Origin of the sequence: Aeromicrobium sp. IC_218 (assembly GCF_004336805.1) — a bacterium.
Classification (GTDB): Bacteria; Actinomycetota; Actinomycetes; order Propionibacteriales; family Nocardioidaceae; genus Aeromicrobium.
Genome location: NZ_SJXM01000010.1, coordinates 25,897 through 39,142, shown reverse-complemented (window position 1 = coordinate 39,142; position 13,246 = coordinate 25,897). Strand labels below are relative to the sequence as shown.

General features: G+C 70.0%; 17 protein-coding genes. 15 read left to right on the top strand and 2 right to left on the bottom strand.

The genetic code is table 11. The features are described from left to right. Positions 1 to 6 precede the first annotated feature (6 nt). The 14 genes from E0W78_RS11930 (at position 7) to E0W78_RS11865 (ending at position 10,127) form a co-directional block, all read left to right on the top strand. The gene (locus E0W78_RS11930) at positions 7 to 654 is read left to right on the top strand and encodes an L-threonylcarbamoyladenylate synthase (protein ID WP_207392743.1); all 648 of its coding nucleotides are present in this window, start codon (positions 7 to 9) and stop codon (positions 652 to 654) included. After that, on the top strand, positions 647 to 1,774 hold the full coding sequence (locus tag E0W78_RS11925) for an MraY family glycosyltransferase (protein ID WP_019145221.1): 1,128 nt from the start codon (positions 647 to 649) through the stop codon (positions 1,772 to 1,774). The genes E0W78_RS11930 and E0W78_RS11925 overlap by 8 nt, the downstream gene beginning before the upstream one ends. Continuing rightward, positions 1,762 to 2,151, top strand: coding sequence for a hypothetical protein (locus tag E0W78_RS11920; protein WP_131404180.1), 390 nt, complete (start codon positions 1,762 to 1,764; stop codon positions 2,149 to 2,151). The genes E0W78_RS11925 and E0W78_RS11920 overlap by 13 nt, the downstream gene beginning before the upstream one ends. A 23-nt stretch (positions 2,152 to 2,174) precedes the next feature. Then, positions 2,175 to 2,363: a hypothetical protein gene (locus E0W78_RS11915; protein ID WP_131404179.1), complete on the top strand. Its 189-nt coding sequence runs from the start codon at positions 2,175 to 2,177 to the stop codon at positions 2,361 to 2,363. A gap of 62 nt (positions 2,364 to 2,425) precedes the next feature. Then, on the top strand, positions 2,426 to 3,229 hold the full coding sequence (gene atpB / locus E0W78_RS11910; protein ID WP_242686330.1) for a F0F1 ATP synthase subunit A: 804 nt from the start codon (positions 2,426 to 2,428) through the stop codon (positions 3,227 to 3,229). 111 nt (positions 3,230 to 3,340) lie between these two features. Continuing rightward, a complete protein-coding gene (gene atpE, locus E0W78_RS11905; RefSeq protein WP_193607516.1) occupies positions 3,341 to 3,529 on the top strand; it encodes an ATP synthase F0 subunit C in 189 nt (62 codons plus the stop codon). 27 nt (positions 3,530 to 3,556) lie between these two features. Beyond that, positions 3,557 to 4,090 carry a F0F1 ATP synthase subunit B gene (locus tag E0W78_RS11900; RefSeq protein ID WP_131404177.1) on the top strand — a complete coding sequence of 178 codons (534 nt, stop codon included), beginning with the start codon at positions 3,557 to 3,559 and terminating at the stop codon, positions 4,088 to 4,090. Continuing rightward, positions 4,090 to 4,887, top strand: a complete 798-nt coding sequence (locus tag E0W78_RS11895; protein ID WP_131404176.1) for a F0F1 ATP synthase subunit delta — start codon at positions 4,090 to 4,092, stop codon at positions 4,885 to 4,887. Before E0W78_RS11900 ends, E0W78_RS11895 begins: the two co-directional genes overlap by 1 nt. A 74-nt stretch (positions 4,888 to 4,961) precedes the next feature. Continuing rightward, the gene (atpA, locus tag E0W78_RS11890; RefSeq protein WP_131404175.1) at positions 4,962 to 6,602 is read left to right on the top strand and encodes a F0F1 ATP synthase subunit alpha; all 1,641 of its coding nucleotides are present in this window, start codon (positions 4,962 to 4,964) and stop codon (positions 6,600 to 6,602) included. Between the two features lie 2 nt (positions 6,603 to 6,604). After that, positions 6,605 to 7,525 (top strand): F0F1 ATP synthase subunit gamma, encoded by a 921-nt coding sequence (locus E0W78_RS11885; RefSeq protein ID WP_131404174.1) that lies wholly within the window; start codon positions 6,605 to 6,607, stop codon positions 7,523 to 7,525. A gap of 8 nt (positions 7,526 to 7,533) precedes the next feature. Continuing rightward, the gene (gene atpD, locus E0W78_RS11880) at positions 7,534 to 8,988 is read left to right on the top strand and encodes a F0F1 ATP synthase subunit beta (protein WP_019145230.1); all 1,455 of its coding nucleotides are present in this window, start codon (positions 7,534 to 7,536) and stop codon (positions 8,986 to 8,988) included. Further along, a complete protein-coding gene (locus E0W78_RS11875; RefSeq protein ID WP_131404173.1) occupies positions 8,988 to 9,365 on the top strand; it encodes a F0F1 ATP synthase subunit epsilon in 378 nt (125 codons plus the stop codon). The genes atpD and E0W78_RS11875 overlap by 1 nt, the downstream gene beginning before the upstream one ends. Before the next feature lie 42 nt (positions 9,366 to 9,407). Beyond that, positions 9,408 to 9,854 carry a DUF2550 domain-containing protein gene (locus tag E0W78_RS11870; protein WP_131404172.1) on the top strand — a complete coding sequence of 149 codons (447 nt, stop codon included), beginning with the start codon at positions 9,408 to 9,410 and terminating at the stop codon, positions 9,852 to 9,854. Positions 9,855 to 9,938: 84 nt separating this feature from the next. Then, positions 9,939 to 10,127, top strand: coding sequence for a hypothetical protein (locus E0W78_RS11865; RefSeq protein ID WP_131404171.1), 189 nt, complete (start codon positions 9,939 to 9,941; stop codon positions 10,125 to 10,127). Between the two features lie 63 nt (positions 10,128 to 10,190). Here the strand turns inward: E0W78_RS11865 and E0W78_RS11860 are convergent, their stop codons facing one another. Then, positions 10,191 to 10,763, bottom strand: a complete 573-nt coding sequence (locus E0W78_RS11860; protein ID WP_131404170.1) for a cob(I)yrinic acid a,c-diamide adenosyltransferase — start codon at positions 10,761 to 10,763, stop codon at positions 10,191 to 10,193. Positions 10,764 to 10,848: 85 nt separating this feature from the next. Between E0W78_RS11860 and E0W78_RS11855 the strand changes: the two genes are divergently transcribed. After that, entirely contained in the window at positions 10,849 to 12,837 is a 1,989-nt protein-coding gene (locus E0W78_RS11855; RefSeq protein WP_131404169.1) for a protein meaA, read from the top strand. 3 nt (positions 12,838 to 12,840) lie between these two features. Here the strand turns inward: E0W78_RS11855 and E0W78_RS11850 are convergent, their stop codons facing one another. Continuing rightward, positions 12,841 to 13,242, bottom strand: coding sequence for a VOC family protein (locus tag E0W78_RS11850; RefSeq protein WP_131404168.1), 402 nt, complete (start codon positions 13,240 to 13,242; stop codon positions 12,841 to 12,843). Positions 13,243 to 13,246: the final 4 nt, after the last annotated feature.

Sequence of the window (13,246 nt, the reverse complement as noted above, 5' to 3'; positions counted from 1 at the left end):
GTGCGGGTGAAGTTCGACCTGGCTGACGAGACCGTCTACGAGCGTGCGCTGGACGTGGCGACCCAGGCGGTCCGCGACGGCGAGCTCGTGGTGCTGCCCACCGACACCGTCTACGGCGTGGGGGCCGACGCGTTCTCGCCGGCCGCCGTCCAGCGGCTGCTGGACGCCAAGGGCCGCACGCGCCAGATGCCGCCGCCGGTGCTGGTCGGCGCGGTCGGCACCCTCGACGCCCTCGCCATCGACGTGCCCGGATGGCTGCGCTCGATGATCGGCGAGCTGTGGCCCGGCCCGCTCACCGTCGTCCTGCGCCAGCAGCCGTCGCTCACCTGGGACCTGGGGGAGACCCGCCAGACCGTCGCGGTGCGCATGCCCGCCGACGAGCGCGCGCTCGACCTGCTGCGCCGCACCGGTCCGCTGGCGGTGAGCAGCGCCAACCGCACCGGCATGGACGCCGCCACCTCGGCCGACGAGGCGCGCGACATGCTCGGCGACTCGGTCGCCGTCTACCTCGACGGCGGCCCCACGGCCGACAGCGTGCCCTCGACCATCCTGGACGCCACGGGCACGACCGCCCGGATCCTGCGCCAGGGCGCGCTCCCGCTGGAGCGGCTGCACGTCTTCAACAACACCATCGAGGCCGCCCCGGATGCGTGAGTACCTGGTCGTCTTCGGCATCGCGCTGGGAGCCACGTACCTCCTGGCGTCCATCGCCCGCATGCTCGCGGTGCGTTGGGGAGCGGTGGCGAAGGTGCGCGACCGGGACGTCCACCGCATCCCCACCCCGTACTTCGGCGGTCCGGCGATGCTCGGCGGGCTCGTGGCGGCCTACATGGTGGCCACCCAGCTGCCGTTCCTGGCCAAGGCGGCCGACTCCGCGGTGTTCGCCGACGCCCGGGCGGTCATCCTCGGCGGCGCCGTCATCTGCGCGGTCGGGGTGATCGACGACCTGTTCGAGCTGGACGCGCTGAGCAAGTTCGCCGGTCAGGTCTTCGCCTCGGTCGTGGTGATCGTGCAGGGCGTGCAGTTCGTCTACCTGCCGCTGTACGGCAACTACGTCGGGCTGGACCAGGTCCAGGCGGTGCTGCTGACCGTCCTGCTGGTCGTCGCGACCACCAACGCGGTCAACTTCGTCGACGGCCTCGACGGACTGGCCGCGGGCATCGTGGCCATCGGCGCCATCGCCTTCTTCACGTACGCGTTCCTGCTCGCGGTCGAGAACGGCGAGACCCGCGCCATCGCCGGCGCGCTGCTGACCGCGTCCCTGGCCGGAGCCTGCCTCGGCGTCCTGCCGCACAACTTCTTCCCGGCGCGAATGTTCATCGGCGACTCGGGCTCGATGCTCATCGGCTTCGTGCTGGCGTGCTCGACCATCAGCCTCACCGGGCAGTTCCCGGCGACCAACCTGTCCGAGGGCGTGGGCGGGGGACAGGCGACCTTCCTGGCCGCGCTCCTGCCGATCTTCCTGCCGGTGATGGTGCTGCTCGTGCCGTTCGTCGACATGCTGCTGGCGGTCGTGCGCCGCACTCGGGCCGGACGCTCGCCGTTCAGCCCGGACAAGATGCACCTGCACCACCGGCTGCTGGAGATCGGCCACTCGCACCGCCGCGCCGTGCTGCTCATGTACATGGTCGCGGCGCTGGTGGCCTTCGGAAGCGTCGCGGTGAGCCTGTTCAGCGGATGGCTGTCGTTCCTGACCGTCGGCGTGCTCGCGGTGCTGACCGCGGCCGCCGTGTTCGTCCTGCCAAAGATCGAGGAGCGCGTGTGGTCGTCCTGATCCAGCTGGCCGTGGCCGGTGTCTGCACCGGCGTCGCCGCCCTGCTCCGCGGCGCGGACGGGGCGCTCGGCGCTGCCGTCGGCGCTGCGGTGGCGATCGCCTTCTTCGCCTCCACGCACGCCGTCCTGGGGCCCATGACGCGCATGGCGCCCGGCCTCAGCATGCTCGTGGCGGTGATGTTCTTCGCGACCAAGATGCTCGGGCTGCTGGCCGTGCTCGTGGTGCTGCTCGACCCCGACCTGCTCGGTGCGCACGTCGACGAGCCGTCGCTCGGGGCGTCCGTGCTGGCCGTCGCGCTGACCGTCACGGTCGCGAGAGTGGTGGCACATCGTAGGAATCGGCAACTGCTGTACGACCTGAGCGAAAGCCCCCGGTGAAAGCCTGATAACCTGCACGGGCAATGAGCGAGACCCCTCACTTCGACCCCTGGACGTCGTTCGCGCGCATCCTGGCCGGAGTGATCCTCTACGGTGGCGCAGGCTTCCTGCTCGACCGGTGGTGGGGGACCGAGTTCATGGTGGGAGTGGGCATCGTGCTGGGCGCCGGTCTCGGCATCTACACGGTGGTCGCCTCGCTGCGCACCACATGACGCTGGCCGAACCTGGTTCGCCGCACGACGATCGACGACCGCGCCATTAGAAGGGTGATGGATTGACCACCGCACTGACGTTCGTGGCCGCCGAGGGCGAGGGCTTCACCGCCCCGGGACCCGACAGCTTCGAGCTTCCGCCCGTCTTCGAGATCGGCTCCCTCGGCGTCACCAAGTCGATGCTGCTGATCATCCTCTCGGCGTTCATCGTCGTCGGCCTGAGCTGGTACGCCTCGCGCAAGGCCGCGGTCGTCCCGGGCCGCGCCCAGTTCGCCGGTGAGTACCTCTACGGGTTCATCCGCAACGGCGTCGCCCGCGACTCCATCGGGTCCGAGCACTTCATGAAGTTCGTGCCGTACCTGTTCAGCCTGTTCACCTTCATCCTGGTGAACAACTACTACGGCATCATCCCGTTCCTGCAGTTCCCGAGCTTCTCGCGGATCAGCTACGTGTACGGCCTCGCCGCCCTCACCTGGCTCATCTACAACGGCGTCGGTGTCGCCAAGCACGGCTTCCTCGGCTACCTGAAGCTGCAGACGATCCCCGGCGGCATGAAGGGCCCGATCCTGGTCCTGCTCATCCCGCTCGAGTTCCTGTCGAACATCCTGGTCCGCCCGGCCACGCTGGCGCTGCGACTGTTCGCCAACCTCTTCGCCGGCCACCTGCTGCTGATCCTGTTCTCGCTCGGTGGCGCCTACCTCATCCTCGACTCCGGCAACGCGTGGTACGCGCCGGTCGGCGTCGTGTCCTTCCTGCTCGGCATCGCGGTCAGCTTCCTGGAGATGCTGGTCATGTTCCTGCAGGCGTACGTCTTCACCCTCCTCACCGCCATGTACATCGGCGGTGCGCTCGCCGACGAGCACTGAGCCCGTCGACGACCCACAACTTCATACTCGCTCGACTTCGAACAGTGACGTCATCCGGCGTCCGCAACGAAAGGAAATGCCGTGGACGGCACCCTTAACGGCTCGCTCAACATGATCGGCTACGGCCTGGCGGCGATCGGCCCCGGCATCGGCATCGGCCTGATCTTCGCCGCGTACATCAACGGCGTCGCCCGTCAGCCCGAGGCGCAGTCGCGCCTGCAGTCGATCGCCATCCTCGGCTTCGCCCTGGCCGAGGCGCTCGCGATCATCGGTATCGCGCTCGCGTTCGTTCTTTCCTAACCACCCAGCGTCGAGACAGGAGTCCGCATGGACACGACTCTCCTGGCCGCAGAGGGAGAGCACTCTCCCCTCGCGGTGGAGTGGCCTGAGCTCATCCTCGGCCTGATCGTCTTCGGCATCGTCGTCGCGCTCGTCGCGAAGTTCGTCGTGCCGAACTTCGAGAAGGCGTACGCCGAGCGCACCGCCGCCATCGAAGGTGGCATCGAGGACGCTCAGCAGGCCCAGAAGGAAGCCCAGGCGGCGCTGGAGAAGTACAACGCCCAGCTCGCCGAGGCCCGCACCGAGGCTGCTCGCATCCGCGAGGAGGCCAAGGAGCAGGGCGCGCAGATCGTCACCGAGCTGCGCGAGCAGGCCAAGGCCGAGGCCGACCGCATCACCGCGGCCGCGCACGCGCAGGTCGAGGCCGAGCGGGCTCAGGTCCTGGCGCAGCTCAAGGCCGAGGTCGGCGACCTGGCCACCCAGCTCGCCAGCCGCATCGTCGGTGAGTCGCTCGAGGAGGAGGCCCGCCAGAAGCGGACCGTCGAGCGCTTCATCACCGAGCTCGAGGGGTCTGCCAACTGATGCGAGGCATCTCTGCGAAGTCGCTCACGGACGTCCTGGCCGCGGTCGAGGCGTCCACGACCGGTGCGACCGTGGGGCAGGAGCTGTTCGGCGTCGTCTCGGCGCTGGACGGTGCTCCCGCCCTGCGGCGCGTCCTGTCGGACCCGTCCACGGAGGGCCCGGCCCGCGCCGGGCTCGCCGGGGACGTCTTCGGCGGCAAGGTGGGCGACCAGACGCTCGCGGTGGTCAAGACCGCCGCGGGCGGTCGCTGGTCCACCGGTCGTGACCTCGTCGACGGCCTCGAGGTCGCCGGCGTGGCCGCGCTCGTCGCCGCCGCCGACGCGGCCGGTGAGCTCGACGCGGTCGAGACCGAGCTGTTCGAGCTCGGTCGCGCGGTCGACTCCGACCAGGAGCTGCGCGGCGTCATCAGCGACCGCGCCGTCCCGCACGCGGGCAAGGCGTCGCTGCTGACGTCGCTGTTCCAGGGCAAGGTCTCGAGCACGACGCTCGCGCTGGCCGTCCAGGCCGCCGCGACGCGCACGGGCTCGTTCGACCGGGTGCTGGAGACGTTCGGCGAGCAGGCCGCGGCCCGCCGCCAGCGGCTGCTGGCCGAGGTGCGCAGCGCCTACCCGCTCGACGCGGGTGAGCAGCAGCGCTTGGCCGCCGCACTAGCCTCGAAGTACGGGCACGACGTGCACCTGAACCTCGTGGTCGACCCGTCCGTGATCGGCGGCCTGTCCGTCTCGATCGGTGACGACGTCGTCGACGGCACCATGTCCAGCCGCCTGGAGACCGCACGCCGGCAGCTCGCCGGCTGAGCCCCCGCCGCACGCGCGGCACCTGAAGCCCCGCCGCCCCGTGCGGCACAGACCCAAAGAAGGCAGGGACCACCATGACGGAGCTCTCGATCCGTCCGGACGAGATCCGTGACGCGCTGCAGAAGTTCGTCACCGACTACGCCCCGACGACGAGCAAGACCGAGGAGGTCGGCGTCGTCGCGCAGGCCGCCGACGGCATCGCCCGGGTCGAGGGTCTTCCCTCGGCGATGGCGAACGAGCTGCTGGAGTTCGAGGACGGCACGCTCGGCCTCGCGCTGAACCTCGACGTCCGCGAGATCGGCGTCGTCATCCTCGGCGACTTCGCCGGCATCGAGGAGGGCCAGACGGTCCGCCGCACCGGCGAGGTGCTCTCGGTCCCCGTCGGCGACGGCTACCTGGGTCGCGTCGTCGACCCGCTCGGCAAGCCGATCGACGGCCTGGGCGACATCGCCACCGAGGGCCGCCGCGCGCTCGAGCTGCAGGCGCCCAACGTCGTCCAGCGCAAGAGCGTCCACGAGCCGCTCATGACCGGCATCAAGGCGATCGACTCGCTGACGCCGATCGGCCGCGGCCAGCGTCAGCTGATCATCGGCGACCGTCAGACCGGCAAGACCGCCATCGCGATCGACACGATCATCAACCAGAAGGCGTTCTGGGAGTCGGGCGACCCGACCAAGCAGGTCCGCTGCATCTACGTCGGCATCGGCCAGAAGGGCTCGACCATCGCCGGCGTGCGTGGCGCGCTCGAGGCGGCCGGCGCCCTGGAGTACACGACGATCGTCGCGGCCCCCGCGTCGGACTCGGCGGGCTTCAAGTACCTCGCGCCCTACACCGGCTCGGCCATCGGCCAGCACTGGATGTACCAGGGCAAGCACGTCCTGGTCATCTTCGACGACCTGAGCAAGCAGGCCGAGGCGTACCGCGCCGTGTCGCTGCTGCTGCGCCGCCCCCCGGGCCGCGAGGCGTACCCCGGCGACGTGTTCTACCTGCACTCGCGGCTGCTCGAGCGCTGCGCCAAGCTCTCCGACGAGCTGGGCGCGGGCTCGATGACCGGCCTGCCGATCATCGAGACGAAGGCCAACGACGTGTCGGCCTACATCCCGACGAACGTCATCTCGATCACCGACGGCCAGATCTTCCTGCAGTCGGACCTGTTCAACGCCAACCAGCGTCCCGCCGTGGACGTCGGCATCTCGGTCTCGCGCGTCGGTGGCGCCGCGATGACCAAGGCGATGAAGGCGGTCACCGGCTCGCTCAAGGTCGAGCTCGCCCAGTACCGCGCCATGGAGGCGTTCGCGATGTTCGCGTCCGACCTCGACGCCGCGTCGAAGGCGCAGCTGGCCCGCGGACAGCGACTCATGGAGCTGTTCAAGCAGGACCAGTACCAGCCCTTCCCGATGGAGCACCAGGTCGTCTCGATCTGGGCCGCCACCACCGGCAAGCTGGACGCCGTCCCGGTCAGCGACGTCGGTCGCTTCGAGTCCGAGTTCCTGGACTACGTCAAGCGCAGCCACGCCGGCGTGCTCGACGCGATCCGCGAGTCGGGCAAGTTCGACGACGCCTCGGCCTCCGCGCTCGAGGGCGCCTACGACTCGTTCCTGGACCAGTTCCAGACGGGTGACGGCGAGTCCATCAAGCCGGGCCGCGAGGACGTCGAGGCCCTGGGCGACGAGGACGTCGAGCAGGAGCAGATCGTCAAGCAGAAGCGGGGCTGACCATGGCCGTCTCCCTCCGTGAGTACCGCGCGAAGATCAAGTCGACCCAGTCGATGAAGAAGATCACGCGCGCCATGGAGCTGATCGCCGCCTCGCGCATCATCAAGGCGCAGCAGCAGGCGGCGGCCGCCGCTCCCTACGCGCGTGAGCTCACCCGCGCCGTCTCGGCGGTGGCGACGTTCTCGAACGTCGACCACCCGCTGACGACCGAGAAGGAGAACCCGACCCGGGCGGCGGTGCTGGTCATCACCAGCGACCGCGGCCTGGCCGGGGCCTACTCCTCGAACGTGCTGAAGGAGGTCGACCGTCTCGGCGAGAAGCTCCGTGCCGAGGGCAAGGAGGTCTCGTACTTCCTGTCCGGACGCAAGGCGGAGACCTACTTCAACTTCCGCCAGCGTGAGTTCGTCCAGGCCTGGACCGGTCACACGGACAAGCCGTCGTTCGACGTCGCCCGCGAGATCGGCTCCACCCTGGTGGAGGCGTTCGACCCGGCCGACGAGTCGTCCGAGGGCCTGGCCGTGGACGAGCTGCACATCGTGTTCACGCGCTTCAAGTCGATGCTGACGCAGGTTCCCGAGGTCATCCGGCTGCTCCCGCTGGAGGTCGTCGAGGGCACCGAGGCGCCCGAGGCCGACGAGCTGCTCCCGCTGTACGAGTTCGAGCCCTCGGCCCACGAGGTGCTGGACGCGCTGCTGCCCAAGTACGTCAACAGCCGGATCTACTTCTGCCTCCTGCAGGCGGCGGCGTCCGAGCTGGCAGCGCGTCAGAAGGCCATGAAGTCCGCGACCGACAACGCGCAGGACCTCATCGAGAAGTACACCCGTATCGCCAACCAGGCCCGTCAGGCTGGCATTACCCAAGAGATCAGCGAGATCGTCGGTGGCGTGGAAGCGCTCTCCGGCGCCGGTGCTGGGAACGAGTGAGAGAAGACATGACCGCTACCGTCGAAGAGAAGGCCACCCCCACCGGTGGTGCCACCGGGCGCGTCGCCCGTGTCATCGGCCCGGTGATCGACATCGAGTTCGCCAGCGACTCGATGCCCGACATCTACAACGCGCTCCACGTCGACACCGAGGTCGCCGGCATCAAGGAGACGCTCACGCTCGAGGTCGCGCAGCACATCGGTGACGGCATGGTCCGCGCCATCAGCCTGCGCCCGACCGACGGCGTCGTCCGCGGCTCCACCGTGACCGACCTCGGCGAGCCCATCATGGTGCCCGTCGGCGACGCCACGCTCGGCAAGGTGTTCAACACCACCGGTCAGGTCATGAACCTGCCCGAGGGCGAGACGTTCGAGGTCTCCGAGCGCTGGGGCATCCACCGCAAGGCGCCCGCGTTCGACCAGCTCGAGTCGAAGACGTCCATGTTCGAGACCGGCATCAAGGTCATCGACCTGCTGACCCCGTACGTGCAGGGCGGCAAGATCGGCCTGTTCGGCGGCGCCGGCGTCGGCAAGACCGTCCTCATCCAGGAGATGATCGCCCGCGTCGCGCGCAACCACGGCGGCGTGTCGGTGTTCGCCGGCGTCGGCGAGCGCACGCGTGAGGGCAACGACCTCATCGCCGAGATGGAGGAGGCGGGCGTCCTCGGACAGACCGCGCTCGTCTTCGGCCAGATGGACGAGCCGCCGGGAGCGCGCCTGCGCGTCGCCCTGTCGGCCCTGACGATGGCCGAGTACTTCCGCGACGTCCAGAAGCAGGACGTGCTGCTGTTCATCGACAACATCTTCCGGTTCACGCAGGCCGGCTCGGAGGTCTCGACGCTGCTGGGCCGCATGCCCTCGGCCGTGGGCTACCAGCCGACCCTGGCCGACGAGATGGGCGTCCTGCAGGAGCGCATCACGTCGACGCGTGGTCACTCGATCACCTCGATGCAGGCGATCTACGTGCCCGCCGACGACTACACCGACCCGGCCCCGGCCACGACGTTCGCCCACCTGGACGCCACGACCGAGCTGTCGCGCGAGATCGCCTCGCTCGGCATCTACCCGGCCGTGGACCCGCTGACGTCGACCTCGCGCATCCTCGACCCGCGGTACATCACCACGGAGCACTACGAGACCGCGAACCGCGTCAAGGGCATCCTGCAGCGCAACAAGGAGCTCCAGGACATCATCGCGATCCTCGGTGTGGACGAGCTCAGCGAGGAGGACAAGACGATCGTCTCGCGCGCTCGTCGCATCCAGCGCTTCCTCAGCCAGAACACGTACGTCGCCAAGCAGTTCACGGGCATCGAGGGCTCGACCGTCTCGCTCGACGAGTCGATCGACGCCTTCACCAAGATCTGCGACGGCGAGTACGACCACGTGGCCGAGCAGGCCTTCTTCATGTGCGGCGGTCTCGAGGACGTCGAGAAGAAGTGGGCCGAGATCCAGAAGAACTCCTGATGGCCGGCCCGCTGCACATCGAGCTGGTCGCCGCGGACCGCACGGTCTGGTCGGGCGGGGCCGCCGAGGTCATCGCCCGCACGGCCGACGGTGACATCGGCGTCCTGGCCGGCCACGCGCCGCTGCTGTCGCTGCTGGTGCCCGGCGTCGTGGTGATCACGCCCGAGCAGGGCGACATCGTCCGCGCCGTCGTGGCCGACGGGTTCATCTCGGTCGCCGACGACCGCGTGTCGATCCTCAGCGAGGACGTCCAGCTGGCCGACGAGGTCGAGACGGCGAACGTCCAGGCCGAGCTGGAGGCCGCCCGCGCCGCCGGTGACGTCGAGGGCGTGCGCCTGGCCGAGGCGAAGCTGCGCGTCACCGAGAAGGTGCGCTGACCCAGCCGCATCCGCGGCTCGACGCCCAGGAAGGAGGAGACCATGCCCTGGTGGCAGTGGCTGGTCGACTCCGTCCTGGGCGTCGTGCTGTTGTCGGGCCTGCTGGTGCTCCTGCTGGTCATGCGCCGGCGCGGGCTGGCCAAGCCCAGCGGCACGTTCGACCTGAGCATCAACCGGCGCCTCGAGGCGAGCCCGCGCGGCTGGACGCTGGGGGTGGCGCGCTACACCGACGAGCACCTGGAGTGGTTCCGGACGTTCTCGCTGTCGCCGCGTCCGCGCTACCGCTTCGAGCGCGGCCAGCTCGAGGTCGGACGCCGCCGGCTGCCCGAGGGGCGCGAGGCCTACGCCGTCCACGCCGGGCACGTGGTGGTGCCGTGCGAGTCTCCCAACGGGGTGCAGCAGCTGGCCCTGAGCCCGCGCGCGCTCACCGGCCTGCTGTCGTGGCTGGAGTCGTCGCCGCCCGGGCGACGCGTCAACAACGTGGTCTGAACTTCGCCGTTCCGTTGACGTGAGGCGCATGGCCCGTCACAATCAGACCACTGGTCCGAACTTACTAGCCCCCAGAGGTGTCCTGTGATCAAGCGTCTCGTGCTCGTCGCCGTTGCGGCGGTCTTCCCTGCCCTTGCCGTCGGCTCGATGACTGCGTCCGCCGACGCTCGTCCGATCGACTGGTACTCCAACACCAAGGCTCCGTCGGTCAAGGCTCCGGCCACCACCGACTCCGGCACCATCACGATCCAGCGCGCGATCGACTGGTACTGAGTCTTCGAAGACACATGAGAAGGGCCGCCCCCTCGGGGGCGGCCCTTCGTCGTGCCGGGGGTCCTAGCGCTCGCCGCCGGGCACCCAGAGCACGTCGCCCTCGGCGCCGTTGGCGACCCGCGCCAGGATGAACAGCAGGTCGCTGAGCCGGTTGAGGTACTTGGCGGCCAGCACGTTCATCGACTCGCCGTGCTGCTCGAACGCGGCCCAGGCCGCGCGCTCGGCGCGCCGGACGACCGTGCGCGCCACGTGCAGCGCCGCGGCCGGGGGAGTGCCGCCGGGCAGGATGAACGAGCGCAGCTTCTCGACGCGCTCGTTGTACTCGTCGCACCAGTGCTCGAGCCGCTCGACGTAGTCGGGCTCGACCCGCAGCTGGGGGTACGGAGGGTTCTCGACGACCGGGGTGCCGAGGTCGGCGCCGACGTCGAACAGGTCGTTCTGCACGTGCTGCAGCACCGCGACGACGTCCGCGTCGAGACCGCCGAGCGCGAGGGCGAGACCGATCTGGCTGTTGGCCTCGTCGACGTCCGCGTAGGCCACCAGGCGCAGGTCGTTCTTGGTCGTCTTGCTCATGTCGGCGAGGTTGGTCGTGCCGTCGTCGCCGGTGCGGGTGTAGATGCGCGTGAGGTTGACCATCCGCCGAGTGTAGGTGGACGTCCCGAGGCGCCGGTGTGACCCGCACGACTCTCGGGGGCGGTTAACGCGGGGTAACCTGACGCGCATGACGGACAAGGTTCAGCCCGACCGCCCGTGGGTCATGCGCACCTACGCCGGGCACAGCTCGGCGGCGGAGTCGAACGCGCTCTACCGGCGCAACCTCGCGAAGGGCCAGACCGGCCTCTCGGTCGCCTTCGACCTGCCGACGCAGACCGGCTACGACCCCGACCACGAGCTCAGCCGCGGCGAGGTGGGCAAGGTCGGCGTGCCGATCCCGCACCTGGGAGCGATGCGCCGGCTGTTCCAGGACATCCCGCTGTCGGAGATGAACACGTCCATGACGATCAACGCGACGGCCATGTGGCTGCTCGCGATGTACCAGGTCGTGGCCGAGGAGCAGGGGGTCGACGCGTCGAGGCTTGCCGGCACGACGCAGAACGACATCATCAAGGAGTACCTGTCGCGCGGGACGTACGTCTTCCCGCCCGAGCACTCCCTGCGGCTGACCACCGACATGATCGCGTACACCGTCAACGAGATCCCGAAGTGGAACCCGCTCAACATCTGCAGCTACCACCTGCAGGAGGCCGGCGCGACGCCCACGCAGGAGCTGGCGTTCGCGCTGTCGACCGCCATCGCGGTGCTGGACGCGGTGAAGGAGTCCGGCCAGGTGCCGGAGGACAAGTTCGGCCAGGTCGTCGGCCGCATCTCCTTCTTCGTCAACGCCGGCGTCCGGTTCGTCGAGGAGATGTGCAAGATGCGCGCCTTCGGCCGGATGTGGGACCAGATCACGCGCGAGCGGTACGGCGTCGAGGACCCCAAGATGCGCCGCTTCCGCTACGGCGTGCAGGTCAACTCGCTCGGCCTCACTGAGGCCCAGCCGGAGAACAACGTCCAGCGCATCGTGCTGGAGATGCTCGGCGTCACGCTGAGCAAGGACGCCCGGGCCCGCGCCGTGCAGCTGCCGGCGTGGAACGAGGCGCTCGGCCTGCCGCGGCCGTGGGACCAGCAGTGGTCGCTGCGCCTGCAGCAGGTGCTGGCCTTCGAGTCCGACCTGCTCGAGCACGACGACCTGTTCGAGGGCTCGGTCGTCGTCGAGGCGAAGGTGTCCGAGCTCGTCGAGGGCGCGACGGCCGAGATGGAGCGCATCGCCGAGATGGGCGGCGCGATCGCGGCCGTCGAGTCCGGCTACATGAAGCAGGCGCTCGTGGGCGCCCACGCCGAGCGCCGCGCCCGCATCGAGGCCGGGGAGATCACCGTCGTCGGCGTCAACAAGTACGTCGAGACCGAGCCGTCGCCGCTGACCGCCGACCTCGACGCCGCGATCATGGTCGCCGACCCGCAGGCCGAGGCGAACGCGCAGGCGGACGTCCAGCAGTGGCGGGCCCAGCGCGACGAGTCCGAGGTGCGGGCGGCGCTGGAGCGGGTGGCCGACGAGGCCAAGACCGGCGCGAACCTCATGGAGGCGACGCTCGCCGCCGTGCGGGCCGGTGCGACCGTCGGTGAGTGGTCGCAGACCCTGCGCGACGTCTTCGGCGAGTACCGGGCCCCCACGGGCGTCTCGGGCATCGTCGGCGTGCAGGAGGCGGGCGAGGAGCTGGTGGCGCTGCGCGAGCGCGTCCGTGCCACGGGCGAGGAGCTGGGCGGCCGGCTGCGCTTCCTGGTCGGCAAGCCCGGCCTGGATGGGCACTCCAACGGGGCCGAGCAGATCGCCGTGCGCGCGCGCGACGCCGGGTTCGAGGTCGTCTACCAGGGCATCCGGCTCACGCCCGCGCAGATCGTCGCCGCGGCGGTCGACGAGGACGTCCACGCCGTGGGCCTGTCGATCCTGTCCGGCTCGCACATGGAGCTCGTGCCCCAGGTGCAGCAGGGGCTGCTGGACGCCGGGCTGGACGACGTGCCGCTCATCGTCGGCGGCATCATCCCCGACTCCGACGCCCGCCGGCTCGAGGCCGACGGCATCGCCGCCGTCTTCACGCCCAAGGACTTCGGCATGACCGAGATCATGGGCCGGATCGTCGACGAGATCCGCAAGGCGCACGACCTCGACTGACACCTAGCCGGCGGCCGCCTGCAGCATCCAGAGGTGGCCGTCGGGGTCGGCGACGGTGGCGCAGAAGCCCCAGGGCTGCTGCGCCGCGCCGGCCACGAGCGTCCCGCCGTGCTCGACCGCGCGCCGGGCGACCTGCTCGACCGCGGCGTCGTCGTCCAGCGCGAGCCCGAGCACCGTCTCGCTGGTGCCCGGCTGGGCGACGGGCCGTCCGCCCAGCACCCAGCCGAACCCGTCGGTGGGCACCAGCATGAGGGTCACGCCCGCGCCGAGCTCGTGCTGCAGCGGCTCGGGCAGACCGTCGTCGGCGCGGTGGCCGTCGACCAGGGCCAGGCCGAGCCCGGCGCCGTAGAAGGCGTGCGCGGCACGGCGGTCGCGCACGGGGAGACTGACGACGACGTCGGGCACGGCG